Below are 17,686 nucleotides of genomic sequence, written 5' to 3' on the forward strand. Positions count from 1 at the left end.
GCCACCGCCGCGTGAGCCAAATCAATCGATCACGACCACCACATAACCTCTCCGGTAGGGTTGATAAAAGGCGCTGCCGCACCGCCAGACAGGGGTGCCGTTGACATATGTGAGGGCGCAGCCGGTGGGGAGTGCCGCAACGGTGACGGCCGTGCGGCGGATCACGCGGCGCGTGGTGCGGCGGGTGACGCCGGCAACGCTTACCGGCGTCAAGGGGCGCCCAATGCGGGCCTGGGCGCTGCCGACGAAGGAAAAGGCGGGCGAGAGCCCCGTCAGATCGGTCAACGCGACCGTAAGGGCGATCGCGATCCCAAACGCGCGGGAGGCGTGAAATTTTGCTCCAGTCATTGAAGGTTCCTTATCCGGGTTGGTCGGGTTGCTTCCGGAAAATGAATTCGCAGGGTTGAGCGCGGATCAGCGAGCGGCCACCTCCCAGCGAACGGCATTGAACGCGACGAGATGGGCGAGGACGAAGAAGCCGTGCAGGCCGGCAGTCATGTAGCCTGCTGCAAGCGTTCCGGTCAGAATGAAAAACTGCCATGCCGAGCAGCAGGTGCACCGCTGCCCCGACGACGTGCCAACTGCTCCCCGCTCGCCACAGCATCACCCCGAGTATGAAGGCAAGACCATGGGCTTCGATGAAACCTATTGCGGCACCGGGCACCCCGTTCAGGAGCAGCGCTTCCGGCCCTCTTGCAAGAAAGGAGCCCGCAATGTCGACCGTCATGCCGCCGGTCGAAGCAATGAGCAGGAAGGCTGCGTCAAAGCGCAGCAGAAAATTTCTGTAGGCAAGCATGTTGATGTTCCTTCGAAGTGCGTTTCACTCAATAGGCCGAGATCGGCATGGGCTGGGCCGGCGGCTTGATGGCCAGTTCATGCAATTTTGGCGAGCTTGGCTCTGGCGCCTTGATCCGGAACCAAGCGACATAAAGAGTCGGCAGGAAGACCAGCGTGAGCAGCGTCGCCACCACCAAGCCGCCCATGACCGCGTAGGCCATCGGACCCCAGAACACCGTCGGCGCAATTGGGATCATGCCGAGAATCGCCGCGGCGGCAGTCAGCAGGATGGGCCGCAGGCGGTGTTCCGTGGCGCTGATCACCGCCGACCAAGGCTCCTCACCGTCGGCGATGTGCTGGTCGATCTGGGCGATCAGGATCACGGAGTTGCGGATCACCATGCCGATCAAGCTCATTACGCCAAGGATCGCGACGAACCCCATCGGAGCCCCGGAGAGAAGCAGCGCCGCGGCAACGCCGATGAGGGCGAGTGGTGCCGTCATGAACACGAGGATGAGGCGCTGGAAGCTCTTGAGCTGAACTATCAGCACCGTAGTCATCAGCAGCAGCATCATCGGGAGGACCACGTAGATGCTGGTCTGCGCCCTGGCGCTGTCCTCCATGACGCCGCCGAGCGCAATGTGGTAGCCGTGCGGCAACCGCCCTTCGAAGGCCTTGATATCGGAGTCGAGTGCCTTGACGATGGCAGTCGGGTCACTGCCGGGCGTGACGTCGGCCTGGACCGTGACCGTGGGCACGCGGCCGCGGCGCCAGATCAGTGGCGGCTCCGTCGCATAGGCGAGGGTGGCCACATGGGCGAGCGGGATGCGCCGCCCACCGGAGGCGGTGACGGTCAGGTTGCGGAGCGTGTCGAGCTTCGCCCGTTCCTCCGGCACGGCTCGCGCGACAATATCGATCAGGTGGGCGCTGTCGCGCATTTGCGTGATCGTTGATCCGCTCAGCACCGTGTTGATCGCTTCCGAGAGCTGCTGCGAGCTGATGCCGAGAGCCCGCGCGCGATCCTGGTCGACCCTGACCTTGATCACCTTGGCCGGCTCGTTCCAGTCGTAGTTGATGTTGCGAACATGCGGGTTGGCGCCGATCACCTGGGCAAACTCGTGCGCGTAGCTGCGCGTCGCGTCCATGTCGGGCCCGGATACGCGGAACTTCAGCGGCCAGCCGACGGGCGGGCCCATTTCGAGCGGCGTCACGCGAGACATGACGTCGTCGAAATCTTTCGAAAGCGCCGCCTCCAGCCGAGCGATCACGCCCTGGCGGACTCCGGGCCCTTAGTCACGACTACGGCCTGGGTGAAGAAGTCGTTCGCAAGTTGGGCGTCGAGAGGCAGATAGAACCGCACCGCGCCCTGACCGACATAGAACGTCCAATGCTCGATGTCTGGATCCTTTTTCAGGATCTCTTCCACACGGCCGACAACCTGGCGCGTCGCATCGATGGAGGCGGTGCGGGGCAGGGTAAGGTCGACCATGACTTCGGGCCGGTCGGACTTTGGGAAGAATTCCTGCGGCACGAAGTTCATCGCCACCACTGCAAGTCCGAAGAGGCCGGCAGTGGCACCGAGCACGGTCCACTTCGCCCGCATGGACTGCTCCAGCACGCGACGGAACCAGCGGAGCATGCGTGAGCTTTCGTGCGCGCCATGTGTCGCGATGCGCTCCGGCAGGATGGCGACGCCGGTAAGCGGCGTAAAGAGCACGGCGACAACCCATGAGACGATCAGCGCGATACCCACCACGGCGAAGAGCGAGAAGCAGTACTCGCCGGCGCCGCTCTTGGCGAAACCCACCGGAACGAAGCCGGCAATCGTCACCAGAGTGCCTGTCAGCATCGGAAATGCCGTGGATGAATAGGCGTAAGTGGCAGCGGAGACCCGATCGTACCCCTCCTCCATCTTGGAGATCATCATCTCGACAGCGATCATCGCGTCGTCGACGAGAAGACCCAATGCGATGATCAGGGCGCCGAGCGAAATGCGCTGCAGCGAAATGCCAAAGTAACCCATCAGCACGAAGGTGATCGCCAACACCAGGGGAATGGCCACCGCCACGACGATGCCCGGTCGCCAGCCAAGGGCGAGGAAGGAAACCGCAAGCACGATCGCCACCGCCTCGGCGAGGCTCTTGGTGAACTCGCCGACAGATTCCTCGACGATGCGCGACTGGTCGGCGATCAGCGAAAGTTCGACACCGATCGGCAGGTCGCGCCTCAATTCCTCGACCTTTTCCTTCAGGTGTTCGCCGAGCGCGAGCGCGTCGCCACCTGATGTCATCGAGATGGCGATGCCGATCGCCGGCTGTCCGTTGAAGCGGAATAGCGGCTGCGGCGGGTCGGAATAGGTGCGCTTGACTTCGGCGACGTCTCCGAGACGGAAGTACTTGCCGTCGGTATAGAGATTGATCGCCTTCAGGCATTCTTCGGAGGTGAACTCGCCGGAGACGCGGATAGCGATGCGTTCGGGTCCGGCGTCGACGGTTCCGCTAGGCTGAAGTGCATTCTGCGCCTGCAGAGCCTGCGAGATAGTGCCTACATCGAGTCCGAGCGCCGCCACCTTCTCCGTCGAGAACTCCAGATAGATCTTCTCGTCCTGCTGGCCGATCAGATCGACCTTGGCGACGTCCGGAACCTGCAGGAAATCGGCCCTGAGGCTGAGCGCCAGGTCTTTCTGCTCACGATGCGACAAGCCGTCCGCGGTCAGTGCATAAATTAGTGAATAAGTGTCGCCGAACTCGTCATTGTAGTTGGGACCCATCGCGCCGGAGGGCAACGTGGACTTTATGTCGTCCATCTTCTTGCGGACTTGGTACCAGAGAGGCTGCACCTCGGCCGCCGGTACCGTGTCCTTGAGGTTGACGAAGACGACGGATTCGCCAGGCTTGGTGTAGCTCCTCACGTAGTCGAGGTTCGGGAGTTCCTCCAGCTTCTTCTCAATGCGGTCGGTGATTTGGTTGACGGTGTCGACGGCGGTGGCACCCGGCCACAGCGTCTTCACCACCATCGTCTTGATGGTAAAGGCCGGGTCTTCTTCCCGCCCCAGGGTCGAATAGGCCCAGAGACCGGCAAGCGCGGCCACCACCATCATGTAGACGACGATGCTTTTGTGGCGCAGTGCCCAGTCGGAAAGGTTGCAGCTCGTCATGATATTCCTCCCACGATAAACCACCGGCGCTAGATCGCAGCGAGCGAGCACAAGCGCTCGATCGTCGACGGTTCGACGTGCCTCGGTTTGATTGCATAGGTCTCGATGAAGCGCTCGAAGGCAGTTGCGTCCTGCTTCGCGACGATCGCGATATGGCCGTCCGGCCGCACGAGATAGGCCGTGTTCCTGACTATTCCGACCCGGCATGCCGCGGTGCTCCAGTCGAAACGGTGAAGCGGGATGCCGGCGAGCGAAATCGCTGCGCCGAACGCCGGCTCGACCTCACCATAGACATGGACCTGCCAGTCGAGGGTGGTGAGACATGCATGGTTATCGCCTTGTCCAAATGGCACCCATGGCAGCCGGTCGCCGCCCTGGACAGCACCGGAGCGGCCGGAGCTGAGGGCGCTGTTTCGATAGGTGATGCCGGTCTGAGAGATGAGCGCGAAGAAGGCGCGGGAGCCGATCTTCGTGCGGGTGATCGCCGAGATCACCTTTGCCAGTGCGTAGCGCCGCCACAGCCCGAGGAGCCAGGAGCGACCCGATACGAGCTTGAAGGCCTGGTCTGTGCTCTTGATCAGCACGCGGGCGAAGGCGAGGCGCTCGGTCTCGTAGGTGTCGAGCAGTGAAGCGGCGGCGCGACCTTGCAGCACGGCTGCGAGTTTCCAGGCGAGGTTGACGGCGTCGCCAATGCCGGTGTTCATCCCTTGGCCGCCGGCAGGGCTATGGATATGTCCAGCATCTCCGAGCAGAAAGGCACGGCCGACGCGGAACCGCTCCGCGACGCGATGGTGCACGCGATAGGTCGAGAACCAGTTGAGCGCCTTGATTGCAATGCCGGTGTGGCACTCGATTTCCGGACGAATGGCTTCAAAGGTGATGACAGGGTCTCTTTGATGCGCCTCCGGAACCACGCCGATCAACCTGATGCTGCCAGTCTGCCGCACCGGCATGACCAGGGCGAAGCCGTAGCTGCCAAGGCAGACGTCCATGCCGTTCCGCGTCACTTCTCCTTCGCCGTCGACATCGGCGACATAGAAGGACTGGTCGTAGGTGCCGCCGGGAAAGCCGATTCCGAGGGCATGGCGAACGGTGCTGCGCGCGCCGTCGCAGCCGCAGATGTAGCGGGTCTTGAAGGTCCTCTCGACGCCCTCGCGAATAGTCGTGACGGTCACGCCGTCATTCTTTTCCTCGAACGCCACAAATTCGGTCTGCCGTTCGATGTGGACACCGGCCTCCTCGAGGTGAGCCATAAGCACGCGCTCATGGATGTCCTGCGGCAGCGCGAAGGCATAGGAATAGCGGCTGACGCCTTCGCCGAACCTGCTCAAGGGGATGATGGCGCTTACTTTCCGCGGCGTGCGGGCGGTCAATTGCTCGAGGCGGATGCCGGCCTCGAGCACGTCATCGACGACGCCGATCTGCCGGTGGAATTCGAGCGTCCGAGCCTGCACGGCAAGGGCGCGCGACGTTTCGCCGGGCCCGGCCGACTTGTCGATGACGCGGATGTCGACGCCCAGGCGAGCGAGCCAGAGGGCAAGGGTCAGGCCCGTCGGCCCGGCGCCGACGATCAGGACTTCAGTATCTAGAGCGTTCATTTGCCGTCTCCTTCGATGCGGACTTTCTGCCGGTCACGCAGCCGGCTAACGCCGGCCGTAACGACAATGTCTCCCTTGGTCAGACCGTCGCTCACAACGACACGGTCGGGCTCGTAATGGGCAACGACTATCGGCTTCAGCGCGACCGTGTCGTCTGCGCCCACAACCCAAACCGCGGGCTCGCCACGCAGATCGAACAGGGCACTTCCGGGAATGGTGACAACCGGATCGCCGGGCCGCTCCACCCGGCCGGCCACGCTGGCGCCGAAGCGCATTGCCTCGGGCGCATTTTGCAGCGCCACTTTGACCTGATAGGTGCGCGTCGCCGCATCCGCCATCGGCGCGACCTCGCGCACGAAACCGAGGACGGCAACGGAAGGATCACTGAGGAGCGAGATTGTGATCCGAGCGCCTGCCCTCTCGGCCGGGTGGGCCGCGAACATCGCCTCGGCGATCGAGAAAACGGCGTCCTTGTTGGCCGGATTGGCAATACGCGCGACCATCTGCCCGACATTGACGACCTGGCCTTCCTCAGCGCCCACGGCGGTGATGATGCCGTCGAAATCGGCCCGGAGTTCGGTATAGGCGAGCTGATCCTTGGCCATGTCGAAGGCGGCAGTCATCGCCTCGAGCTTGGCGACGGTCGAACGCAAGTTCTTTAAGGCAGCATCGTGATTGGCGCGCGTCGTATATCCGTGCTCCAGCAATCTTCTGATGCGAACCTCGCTCGCCCGCGCCTCGACGACGGCGGCCTCGGCCGCCTGCTGATCGGCTTTGGCGCTTCTCAGGCGATTGCGATATTCCTGATCATCGAGCCGTGCGAGCACATCGCCCTTCCTGACTTTCGCCCCGACTTCGACAGTTCGCGACACGAGCTTGCCGGAGAGCCGGAAAGCAAAATCGCTCTCGCGCTGCGGACGGATTTCCCCGACGGCGCTGTTGCGGACGGGCATCGCCCTGGGCTCTACCGTCAGCGTCCTGACGATCCGGACCTCGCGCCCATCCGAATTGCCCGTCGTGACGACGTTGCCGTCGCTGCTGTTTGCGTTGGACCAACCAACGAAACCGGCCGAGGCAAGGCAAAGCGCAAGGGTAGAGAGGACCAATGAACGGCGGCTTTTGATGCGGCTATTCGGCATATAACCCCCAAGAGAGGCTGTCGCCGGTCATTGCTGTCCGGCGTTACACCCCAAACGATCTGGAAAACTGAGGCGCTCTGCGCACCTCGCGTCATCAGTTATCGCCGGAGGGTAGGACCGAAATCCCGATCGGAATCTGAAAAAAATCTGATGTCTTCATGAATGGCATCAGGAGGGACGGGAATGCCAATAAGCGCGCTGGCAGTGGAGGCAGCGGTTTCGGCAGTTGAACGCATTTAGGTCCGCCACAAGGTGCAGAACGGACGATTGCCAAAAGATAGTTGATCGACCGCAACGGGTCGATCGGTCCGGTTCAGGGTCACGTCGCAGTCGGGTGGACAGCGGAAGTCGGACGACGGGAGCTGAATGGGCATGATGCGCCAAGTTCTGGCCTTGAAGCCGCCCCTGCACGTGACACGGGGAGGCTTTGGGCGTCCGACGGCTGATTAGGGTAAGGTGACCGCGGCCAACAAATAGCCTTGGCTGTGGAGGTACTCGAAGAACTCGGAAACCGGCACGAGCGCCACAATGAAGAGTGCGTCGCGCACGGTCACTCGTAGCGCTCTGGGCGAAAAGCTCCGTTCCGGGCCCCATTGGAAACCTGAAAAGTCCGGCCAAAACAGCGGCGTGCCACGGGCGTAGTCGTCGAATTCCTTACCAAAGACGCGCGACAGATATGCCGCCTCTCGGTTCGCGGTATACAAGAAAATGAAATACGCCAGAATGGTAAAAAATGCCGCTACCATAATTGAACCGAACACCAGACCAACTCCGAAGATCGCCATCAGAGAAAAGAAGTAAAGGGGGTTGCGGGTGATCGAGTAAGGGCCTTGGGTCACGAGCTCGGCGTTCTTTCTTCCGCCCACGTAGAGGATCGACCAGATCCGGCCGATCACCCCAACGATGACTAACAAGGTACCGGCCTGCTCAAGAATACTTTCGAGCAGGCTATAGCCTGGGCGAAGGGGGTGACTGACGAGATTGAGGATCACGAAGGCCGTCGCGAGCGCCCAGAGCAGCAGAATTCTCACCTTCTGTCTGAATGGCCGTTCCGGCCGTGTTGCAGAGTGGGTCATTGATCTACTTCCGTGTAAGATTTGAATTTTTGAGAGGAATTGAGCAGGTAAACGGTCCTTCCTCTAGTCTTCCTTGGAAGATCCGCTTGAGAAGCAGCAGGAAGTCGTCGACGAGGGTGAAGATGATGGGGATGACGATGAGGCTGAGTACCGTGGAGGTCATGAGGCCGCCGATGACGACGATCGCCATCGGTTGACGGAAACTCGCATCGCCCCCGCTAAGGCTCACGGCCACCGGAAACATGCCGCCGCTCATGGCGATCGTCGTCATCACGATTGGGCGGGCTCGCTTATGGCAGGCATCGACGAGGGCGTCGAACCGAGACATGCCGCCGCGCCGCCCCATAATCGCGTATTCGACGAGCAGGATCGAATTCTTCGTCACGACGCCCATCAGCATGAGTAGGCCGATCACCACCGGCATCGAAAAGCTCGTGCCGGTCAGCACCAGAGGCAGCAAGGCACCCCCCAGCGACAGCGGAAGCGCCGTCAGGATCGTCAACGGCTGGAAGAAGTCATGGAAGAGTAACACCAGCACCGCATAGATGCAGAACACGCCGATTCCCATCGCGACGGCGAAGTTGTCGAACAGTTCGGAGCTTCGCTGCAGTTCCCCCTGTTCGACAAGCTTGACACCGTCCGGAAGGTTCTGCAGGGCGGGTAATGCCTGCGCCTCGCGAAAGACCTCACCGAGGATGCGGCCGTTGAGTTCGACCGACAGCGTGACGTTTCGCAAGCGGTCGATGCGGCTGATCTGCGACGGGCTCCCGCCGACGCGGATGTCGGCGACCGAGCCGAGATCGACGCTGCCCCTGACGCCGGCAACATGCAGATTGGCGATGTCGTCGAGTGCCGTCCGGTTTCTGGGATCGAATCGGACGCGGATCGGAAGCTGGCGCTGTGGCAAGTTGAGCTTGGCGAGCGCGGAAGAATAATCTCCGTTCGTTGCCACGCGGACCGCCTCTGAAATCGCTTCTGCCGTGACGCCGAGGGCGGCGGCGCTGTCGAGATCCGGGACGATCTGGATTTCCGGGGCCTGGAGGGAGGCACTGGAGGACACCGCGCCGATGCCCTGGAGGGTGCGCAGTTGCTCTTCGAGCGTTGTGGCCGCCCGGTCGAGTGCATTGGAATCGTCGCTCGCGAGCGTGATGTCCAGCGTCGTGCCATTGCCGCCCGTGCCCACCTCGATCCTGGCGCCTGGAACAACGGCAAGCGCCTGCCGGATGTCGTTTTCGATCTCGGCCTGCTTGCGGCTGCGTTGGCCGATCTTCTTTAGGTCGACGACGAGTGCGGCGGTCGCCGTGTCGATTGTCGCCGAGGAAGCGATAAGGTCGCCTGACGAGGCGCTACCGACCGCGGAGAACACGCGTGTGACGTCCGGCAGATCGGAAACGATGTCCGCCGCTCGCCGTGTGGTCGCGTCCGTTTGTTGGATCGTACTGCCGGGTTGCAGTGTCAGGGTGACTTGCGTCTGCGCGTCGTCCGACGGAGGCAGGAAACCGGTGCTGAGCATGGGAATCATCGAGAGGGAGAGCCCGAGGAACAAGCAAACGCCGAGAATGGTCAGCTTGCGATGATGCAGGCAGGTTTTGACGACGGTCATGTAGGCACGCATGATCCGGCCATCCTCTGCCTCGACGGGGTGCGCCTTCATGATGTATGCGGCCATCATCGGCGTGAGCAGGCGCGCGACGACCAGTGAGGCGAGAACCGCCACGGCTGCCGTCACGCCGAACTGGCGGAAGATCAGGCCTGGAATGCCGCTCATGAAGGCGGTCGGCAGGAAGACCGCGACGAGCGTCAAGGTCGTGGCGATGACGGCAAGGCCGATTTCATCGGCAGCTTCGAGCGCAGCCTCCTTCGGCGGCTTTCCCATTTGCAGATGGCGCGCGATGTTCTCGATCTCGACGATGGCATCGTCGATGAGGATGCCGACCACGAGCGAGAGCGCGAGCAGCGTGACCGTATTGAGGCTGAAATCCGCCAGATACATTACAAGGAAGGTCGGAATGACCGATAGCGGTAGCGCCACCGCCGAGAGAAAAGTCGCCCGCCAGTCGCGCAGGAAGAGCCAGACCACCACGACCGCGAGAATCGCGCCCTCGTAGAGCATGTGCATCGAGCCAGCATAATTTTCGACAATCGGCCCGACCGTGCTGTAAGCCTTGACGATCTCGACATCGGGATTGGAGGCAGCAAAATCCTGCATGGCCGCGTCGATGGCGGCCGCAGCCCCCGTGTCCGAAAAGCCGTTCGATCGTTTGACCTCGACAGCGATCACGGGTTCGCCATCGAGATAGGCTATCGACGACCGGTCGGCAAAACTGTCCGTCACTGCGCCGATCTCGTCCAGCCGCACCAACACGCCGCTCGGAAGCGGGATCGCGAGCGCCTTCAGTTCCTCGATCGAGGAAACCGCGCCGAGCGTGCGTATCCCCTGCTTGCCGCCGCCGATCTCGGCCCGGCCGCCCGATGTGTCCGACTGCACGGACTTGAGCTGTGTGGAAACTGTCGCCGCGCTGAGGCGGAGCGCGCTCATCATCTGGGGGTCGAGGTCGATGTGCACTTCACGGTCGATGCCGCCGATCCGGCTGACCTCGCCGACGCCGGGTACGGAAAGCAGGGCTTTCGTCATGTCGTTGTCGACGAACCAGGAGAGTTCCGTCTCGTTGAGGCGCGTGGAGCGCACAGCATAGGTGAGGAGAGCGGAGCCCTGCACCGTCGCCTTGGTCACGCCCGGTGCCTGCATCTCGGAAGGCAGGTCGCCGCTCGCGCTGTCGACGGCATCGCGCACCTCGCTCAATGCTTCCTCGCTGCTCTTTCCGAGCTGAAACGAGACATTGATGGTGACGCTCCCGTCCGAGACCTTCGTCGTGATGTGGTCGAGGAGGCTCAGTGAGGCGAGCCTGTCTTCGATCTTGCGCGCGACTTCCGTTTCGAGCTGGGCCGGCGCGGCACCGTCAAGCGAGGCGCTGACCTGAACGGTCGGCAGGTCCATGTCGGGAAAATTCTGCACCGCGAGCCGGTCAAAGGCGAGCAGGCCGCCGACGGTCAGCAGGATGAACAGCAGGATGGCGGGAACCGGATTGCGGATCGACGAGGCGGAAAAGTTCATCGGGCTTCTCCCTCTTCGAGCTGAACGAGCGCGTCACCGACCACGCGGACGAAGGCCTTGTCTGAAAGGAAAGCGCCGCCCGCCATCACGACCTCGGCCGAGCGGTCGAGGCCCGAGAGGATCTCCACTTCGCTACCATTGCGGCGGCCGGTTTCCACACGAACGCGGGAAGCGCGCTTATCTGCGTCCACGGTGAAGACGTAAGAGATGCCGTCACGCAGGATCAGCGCCGTCTCGGGCACGGTTAGCGCCGCCGTGGTGTCAAGTTCGATCTGACCGGTGACGTAAAGGCCGATGGGAGGGCGCGCCTCCTGCGGCAGCGCCACATAGAGGAGTGCCCGTCCGGTATCGGTGCTGACGGTCGGGCCGACGAGCCGAACTGTCCCTTTGACGCGTCGGTCACCGGGACCGACGAATGTAGCGGCCAAGCCTTCCTTGATGCGCGGCAAATAGCGTGCAGACACTTCCGGCTGCCATTCGACGCGCTGTTGGCGGATCATGCGGAACAGTTCCGTGCCGGAGGAGACGACCGCGCCAAGCTGGGCCGAGCGGGATGTGATCAGCCCATCGTCCGCGGCCAGGATGGTTGTCTTGGCAAGCTTGATCTTTTGGCTTTCCAGCGAGGCTTCGGCGGATTCGACACCGGCGATCGCCGTCTGCTCGGCGATCAGGTATTCGTTGATCTTCTCATCCGAAAGCGCGCCGCTTCCCTCCACCTTGCGTGCCCGGCCGGCATTCGCCCTCGCCTTGGCGAGGTCGGCCCTGGCGCTTGCCAGCGCCGCCTCCTGGTAATGCAGTTCAGCGCGCACCGATTCGTCGGCAAGTCGGCCGAGGGGCTGACCTCGAGAGACGACCGATCCGACATCGACAAGGACATCGGTCACACGCAGGCCATCGATCTCCGCAGCGATGACCGCCTCGTGCCATGGTTTCAGCCAGCCGCTGGCCGGTATCGTCTCAGGCCACTGGCGTTCTGCAGGCTTTGCTACGGCGACGGTAAGCGCTGCTGCCTCGTTCTGTTGCGCGAGCACAGGCGCCGCGGCCGAAACGAGCTTCACACCGAGGAAAAGGGCAACAACAAGGGGTTTCGCTCGCATCAGAGCTGATTTCCTTTTGATTTTTTCTGGAAAGTTCCGGAGGCCGCGGCGCTCGTATTCCAGCCGCCGCCGAGTGCTTTGTAGAGTGCGATCCAGGAGCGTACCGAGTCGCGGCGGATCTCGATGAGCGAGAGTTCTGCCGACTGCGCCGACCGCCGGGCGGTCTCACGCTCGAGAAGGCTCGCGCCGCCCGCTTTCCAGTTTGAATCCACGGCGTTGAAATAGGCGCGGTAGTTGCGCGCCGCGACCGTCGCGTCGCCGATGCGACGTCGCGTGCTGTTGATCCGCACGAGCGCGGCTTCGACTTCGGCGACTGCATCCAGCACGCCTGATTTGTAGGCGGCCACTGCCAGATCGTAGGCGGCTACCGCGCTTGCCACCGCCGCGCGGCGCGAACCGCCGTTGAAGAGCGGGATTGAAAGGGCCGGGCCGAAGGACCAGGGCGCCGAAGTTCCCGTCAGCGAAGAACTGCCGATCGTCACGGAGCCGCCGAGGCTGAGGCTCGGATAGAGGTCTGCTTTGGCCGCTCCGACCTCGGCGAGTGAAGCGGCGACCTCGAGTTCCAGCGCGTTGATGTCAGGGCGTTGCCGCAGGGCATCGGCTGGCACGGCCGCGACGCTGAAGGTCATCGGCGTCGGAATGTCCGACCAGCCTTTCGCCAGAAGATTGCGCACACGAGGCTCGTCGCCGCTGGTAAGGCGGGTGAGTAACTTGATGAGAAGTTCGCACTCGGCGCGCTGCGCAGTGAGTGTCGAGGCTGAGGCCGCAGCGCTCGCCCGGGCCAGTGCAAGGTCGCTGCTCGACGTGAAGCCAGAGGCCGCCGCCGTCTCGGTTGCCCGGATCGTCTCGCGCTGCGAGGCTACTTCGGCAGTATAGGTACGCTCTAGCTGCCGACAGGCACGGTATTGCACATAATAGTCCGCCACCTCGGCGGCGAGCGATACGCGCGCGCCGTCCCAATCGGCGATCCTTTCGTCAACCCTCAACCGTGCTGCCTCGCTTTTCTGCCGCACTTTGCCGAACAGGTCGAGCTCCCAGGCGGCGTCGAGGCTGCCGCTCGTCATTGTGGAGGCCGCAGCTTCGCTGGCACCGTTGCCGCCAGCGCCCGAGCGCGCGAGCGAAGCCGAGCCGCTGAGCCCCGGAAAGAGGTTCGATTGTGCGGACGCCAGCGTGGCACGGGCGCTCTCGATCTCAGCTGCTGCGGCTTCCAGGCCGGGGCTTTTGGCTTGTGCCATTGCGACGAGCGTTGTCAGCGACGGATCGCTGAAGGTCGACCACCAGGACACAAGATCACTGGTCCGGCCGCCATGCGGGAAAGTCGCATGCCAGACATTTGCGATCTCAACGTCGGGTTTCCTGAGATCGGCTACGACCGTGCAGCCTGAGACGACTAGGCAGGCCGCAATGCTGCCGATGTCGACGATTCTACGATGGGCCGCCTTCATTTACTGCACTCACAATCCCTTACTTTCCTGCACGGGATGTAGCGGATCGAATGTGAGGCGGGGTCGAAGATCGATTAAGATAGATTAAGTTTGATGTCGGGCGTTACCGGGCAGAAAGGCACTCCGGGCTCCAGAGTTACTCGTGCAATCGTATTATCCGCCGTTGCTCCTGCGGATGCGGCTTAACAACTCTTAACAAGAGGAAACCCAAGCCAACGACAGAATCGATTAGTTCCGCCAGAGATATCTCGAAGAATTCTGGCTGTGAACTATGAAGGTTTGCTACTGCGGTCACCAAGTCGGGCGAACAGGCTTCGAAGCGGAAGCGGCATTCACGGCGGCTGGTGGACGGCTGGCGGACGCTTTGATGTCTCGTCGGAATTGCAGGTAGAGGCTACAGATATGCCTCGACTGCTGGCTATCCTCCTGTTGGCGTTTCTTGCTGGTTGTATGGCGCCGGGCCGTATTCCTTACGGGCCAAAAGCCGCATCGGCAGCCAGTGTCGAGGGGTTTGGCGATATCCGCATTTACGCGGATTCGCGTGGAAGTTTGCCCCAGGGACGTGCTTGGCTTCCTATCCTGAGACACAAGGAAATCAACTACCTCGTATTGTCGGGCGGAGGGGCCGGGGGCGCGTTCAGTGTCGGAGCGCTGAAGGCCTGGTCGGACAAGGGACAACGGCCCGAATTCGACATGGTCAGCGGCGTCAGCACGGGTGCGTTGATTGCACCTTATGCCTTTCTCGGGCCGGCCTACGACAAGGCGCTGGTCGATCTTTATACAAGCGGCGTCGCCCAGGAGTTGGTCGACGTGAGATTTCTGCCCAGGGGGCTGCTGGGCGCAAGTCTCCTCAACCAGGAACCGCTTCGGAAAATGGTCGAACGGTATCTGACGCACGACACACTGGCGAGAATCGCCGTGGAGCATCGCAAAGGACGGCGCTTGCTCGTTTTGACCTCGAACCTCGATTTCCAAAGAGCGGTGATCTGGAACATGGGTGCCATCGCCGACAGCAACCGGCCCGACGCGTTGCAACTCTTCCGGGACATCATCATCGCATCGGCCAGCATCCCGGGCCTCTATCCCGCTGTGCTCATCAAGGCCCAAGCCGGTGGGCGAATGTTTGAGGAGATGCACTCCGACGGAGGCGCAGCCTCCCAGATCCTGACCATCCCGGAGGGGTGGATTGCCAATGCAGAAGAGGACGAATGGCCCAAAGGGCCTAAGTTCAACATGTACATTCTCGTCAACAACGCCCTCATGCCGGAATTCGCCATGACCACAAACAATACGTTGATCGTCATGGCGAGGGCGAGTTCACTCCTCATCAAAGCACAGACACGCAGCGCGCTGCTGGCTACCTACGCCTATGCCCAAAAGACCGGCATTCGGTTTCGGATGGCTTCGATCGATGCGCAGGTTTCCTACGACATGACCGACCCATTCAATACGAATTACATGCGCTCGGTCTACAACTTGGGGTACGCAAGAATGGCAAGCGACAGCCTGTGGAAAGACAGGCCCTCGTTCACCGACACGCCGGCAGCCACACAGATGGCGCAGTGGCGATAGCCGCACCCGTCTTCCCTCACTTAGCAGGGGGCGCTTCCCCGCATTGCCCTGATAAGTATTCAACCGTGTTATTGGAAAGGAAAGAGAATATCGATCTCGTTGTTCACGCGACCATCACCCGCATCGTGCCGGCCAACGCCACGGTCGCCGGTCTGTCGACTGCGGCTCGCAGCCTCGTTCGTGGTTCCGGTGCTCGTCCGGAGACTGCCGCACGGCTAGCGGTCTTTCTGTGGAGGCCGAAGGCAGGGACGCCAGGCACGCTGGTCGCCGAACGCGACGATCCGGGTCGCGCTGTGCCGGCCACAGAAATTCCGCCGATCCCGATGCAGGGAGACCAGCGGAATTGCTGTTGTCTGCTGGTCTCCTAGAACTTGTAACCGACGACCAACATCGCTGACGGCTGCACATCGTCCTGAACGATCGGGCTGTCCTTCGCGTCGCCGGTCAGGAAGCCGACACCTGCTTGGCCTCGGATCAGCCAGTTTTCCGTCGCCATGTAGGTCACGGAGGCTTCGAGGTCGACGCGCTTGAGACCCGCGCCTGCATCGTATTGCCGCAAGCCTGACCGTGCGGACTGGGCAGCCGTTACCCCAAAGTAGCTCTCCATATGGTTGTCGTCGGCGAATGTCGCGGAAGCGCCCGCGGAAAGGATAAAGCGATCATGGTGATGGGAGACATTCGCTCCGACTTCACCGAGCAGACCGTCGCTGCCGCCAATCGTTTTGTCGACAGACGCATAAAGTTCCATCGGCCCCAGTTCATACGAGATCTGCGTTCCAACGACAGCGCCGGCGTCGATGTCACCGACGCCCTTAAGGTGAGGGGAATCGTCTTCATCGCGCCCCCCTCCCATGTCGTAGCCGCCCTTCACCGTGAACTTGAAACCGTTGGACTTGAACACGTCGACGGCCACCCCGCCAGGATCGACGGTGACGCGATCACCGAAGGTTGCGGAGATCATAGGAATGGGGACGAGTTCAAACTCGTCGGATCCTTCGAATTTTGGCGCATAGATGGCTCCGGCGCCGACCATAACGTCCCAGTCCGAAAGCTTCTGGCGTATCCCACCGAAGCGTCCGTTGTCGAAGCTCCCTGACGGTGGAATGGCGGCCGCCTCGCTCTCGTAAAGGTCGGCAGCGCGTGCCTGCAACAGGGGGCAAGCAAACACCGCGAAACCCGCAGCTATGGCGACACGCGGCCGGATTAAAAAGGACTTGGTCAATGACATTCGAACTCGCTCCTGGGGGCTGATCGAGAGAGTGTTCAACGCGGAATGCGTCATACCTCTCGCGGCCGCACTATCCCGGATGACGTCGTTAACTTGGGTTTTCTGATGTTAAGAAATGTTGGCGTGGCGATGCCGCTGGCCCCGCGGGTCCTGCCTAACAGAGCGAAACGCAGATAATGAGTGCAGAACGACACTCATTCGCAACAGTCCGCACAGCTTCCGCGTGAGTGTGCAGACCAGTTGTCTGCACCCGAACAATTCAAGGCCAGCCATCCGTTCAGACAAGCTCGGTCCAATACTCGTCATGGTGTGGCCAGCCGGTGATTTCGGTATCGATGATCGTCGCGCGGCCGACGGAGTGGTGGCGCCTCGCTACGGTCCAGCTTTAGCTTAACATATCAAAATATCTTCACCCGTGACTTTGGGTGTGTTTTGGCGACAATGAAACATCGTGCCTCAACCCAGCTTTCGATCACACCCTTGAAGAGCAACCACATGACAGCTCAACATCTCATCGCGCCAGAGACAGTGCCTCGCATTCTTCTTGTCGAGGACGACGACGAGATCGCTGCGATGGTCATCGAAATGTTGACGGAGAATGGTTTCGAAGCTGCTGCGGTTGGCTCAGCCGCTAACATGGATGCAATCCTGAAGAAGCAGTCCTTCGATCTGGTTGTGCTCGATGGCATGCTGCCGGGAGAAGACGGGTTCAGCATATGCCGGCGGCTGCGGGCCTCGTCGACCATTCCGATCGTGATGCTCACAGCACTTGGCGATGAAATTAATCGCATTGTAGGCATCGAGCTTGGAGCTGACGACTACATTACCAAGCCGTTTCATCCGCGGGAATTGATGGCGCGAATAAAAGGGCTGTTGCGGCGCGCCTCATACGGAGCGATCTCCCCCCCGCAGCAGACAGCCATGCAGTTCGCCGGTTGGCAGATCGATCCGATCCTGCGGCAACTCGTGAATCCGGAGGGCGTGCACGTTTCGATGACGACGGCCGAGTTCGATATTCTCCTCGCATTCTGCCAGAATCCCGGTCGCGTCATGACGCGTGAGCAGCTTCTCCGACTGACCCATGCCGGTGCTGCAGGTCCGGTCGAACGCAGTATAGATGTTCACATCAGCCGAGTTCGCCAGAAAATCGAATTCAATGTTCGGGAGCCGACCCTGATCAAGACGGTCCGGCTCGGCGGCTACGTGTTCACGCCCAAAGTCGAGGCGTACTGATGTTTGCACGCTTTCAAGCTGGGTCGATCCGCCGACAGATTGCGGCCTTGGCTGTCGGCCCCGTCGTCTGCCTCGTCATGCTGGGTGTAATTTCCGAATTGCTCTTGCGTGACGATCTGGAGAGTGTTTCGTATGCCAGAACGACGGCCTTGAAGATCGAGACGGTCGTCGATCAGGTTCGAGCGTCCACGTCCGCAGAGCAACGAGCGGCGATTCTAGACGCCACGTCCGGGACAGGGCTTCGGGTCG

General features: G+C 61.7%; 11 protein-coding genes and 1 pseudogene. 3 read left to right on the top strand and 9 right to left on the bottom strand.

The window, feature by feature from the left end:
• Nucleotides 1–21 precede the first annotated feature (21 nt).
• The 8 genes and pseudogenes from CO664_RS30290 to CO664_RS21840 form a co-directional block, all read right to left on the bottom strand.
• Complete coding sequence (locus CO664_RS30290) at nt 22–348, bottom strand: hypothetical protein (RefSeq protein WP_103451161.1); 327 nt, start codon at nt 346–348, stop codon at nt 22–24.
• A gap of 476 nt (nt 349–824) precedes the next feature.
• Nucleotides 825–3,934, bottom strand: a pseudogene (locus CO664_RS21810) (efflux RND transporter permease subunit).
• A 29-nt stretch (nt 3,935–3,963) separates the two neighbouring features.
• Nucleotides 3,964–5,532 (bottom strand): FAD-dependent oxidoreductase, encoded by a 1,569-nt coding sequence (locus CO664_RS21815; protein WP_097539877.1) that lies wholly within the window; start codon nt 5,530–5,532, stop codon nt 3,964–3,966.
• Entirely contained in the window at nt 5,529–6,671 is a 1,143-nt protein-coding gene (locus CO664_RS21820; RefSeq protein WP_097539878.1) for an efflux RND transporter periplasmic adaptor subunit, read from the bottom strand. The genes CO664_RS21815 and CO664_RS21820 overlap by 4 nt, the downstream gene beginning before the upstream one ends.
• Nucleotides 6,672–7,117: 446 nt before the next feature.
• Nucleotides 7,118–7,747 (bottom strand): isoprenylcysteine carboxylmethyltransferase family protein, encoded by a 630-nt coding sequence (locus CO664_RS21825; protein WP_097539879.1) that lies wholly within the window; start codon nt 7,745–7,747, stop codon nt 7,118–7,120.
• A gap of 4 nt (nt 7,748–7,751) precedes the next feature.
• A complete protein-coding gene (locus CO664_RS21830; RefSeq protein ID WP_097539880.1) occupies nt 7,752–10,862 on the bottom strand; it encodes an efflux RND transporter permease subunit in 3,111 nt (1,036 codons plus the stop codon).
• Complete coding sequence (locus CO664_RS21835; RefSeq protein WP_097527408.1) at nt 10,859–11,959, bottom strand: efflux RND transporter periplasmic adaptor subunit; 1,101 nt, start codon at nt 11,957–11,959, stop codon at nt 10,859–10,861. The genes CO664_RS21830 and CO664_RS21835 overlap by 4 nt, the downstream gene beginning before the upstream one ends.
• Nucleotides 11,959–13,404 (bottom strand): efflux transporter outer membrane subunit, encoded by a 1,446-nt coding sequence (locus CO664_RS21840; RefSeq protein WP_097539881.1) that lies wholly within the window; start codon nt 13,402–13,404, stop codon nt 11,959–11,961. The genes CO664_RS21835 and CO664_RS21840 overlap by 1 nt, the downstream gene beginning before the upstream one ends.
• A gap of 264 nt (nt 13,405–13,668) precedes the next feature.
• On the opposite strand from CO664_RS21840, the gene CO664_RS21845 reads away from it, so the two are divergent.
• Nucleotides 13,669–14,976 carry a patatin-like phospholipase family protein gene (locus CO664_RS21845; RefSeq protein WP_234820298.1) on the top strand — a complete coding sequence of 436 codons (1,308 nt, stop codon included), beginning with the start codon at nt 13,669–13,671 and terminating at the stop codon, nt 14,974–14,976.
• A gap of 65 nt (nt 14,977–15,041) precedes the next feature.
• Nucleotides 15,042–15,344, top strand: coding sequence for a hypothetical protein (locus tag CO664_RS30990; protein WP_210201049.1), 303 nt, complete (start codon nt 15,042–15,044; stop codon nt 15,342–15,344).
• Here the strand turns inward: CO664_RS30990 and CO664_RS21855 are convergent.
• Nucleotides 15,341–16,258 (bottom strand): MipA/OmpV family protein, encoded by a 918-nt coding sequence (locus tag CO664_RS21855; protein WP_234820299.1) that lies wholly within the window; start codon nt 16,256–16,258, stop codon nt 15,341–15,343. The genes CO664_RS30990 and CO664_RS21855 overlap by 4 nt on opposite strands.
• Before the next feature lie 441 nt (nt 16,259–16,699).
• Between CO664_RS21855 and CO664_RS21860 the strand changes: the two genes are divergently transcribed.
• Complete coding sequence (locus CO664_RS21860; protein ID WP_050988190.1) at nt 16,700–17,437, top strand: response regulator transcription factor; 738 nt, start codon at nt 16,700–16,702, stop codon at nt 17,435–17,437.
• The last annotated feature ends 249 nt before the right edge of the window (nt 17,438–17,686 follow it).

The organism is Sinorhizobium sp. NG07B (assembly GCF_002532005.1).
Lineage (GTDB): Bacteria > Pseudomonadota > Alphaproteobacteria > Rhizobiales > Rhizobiaceae > Sinorhizobium > Sinorhizobium fredii_C.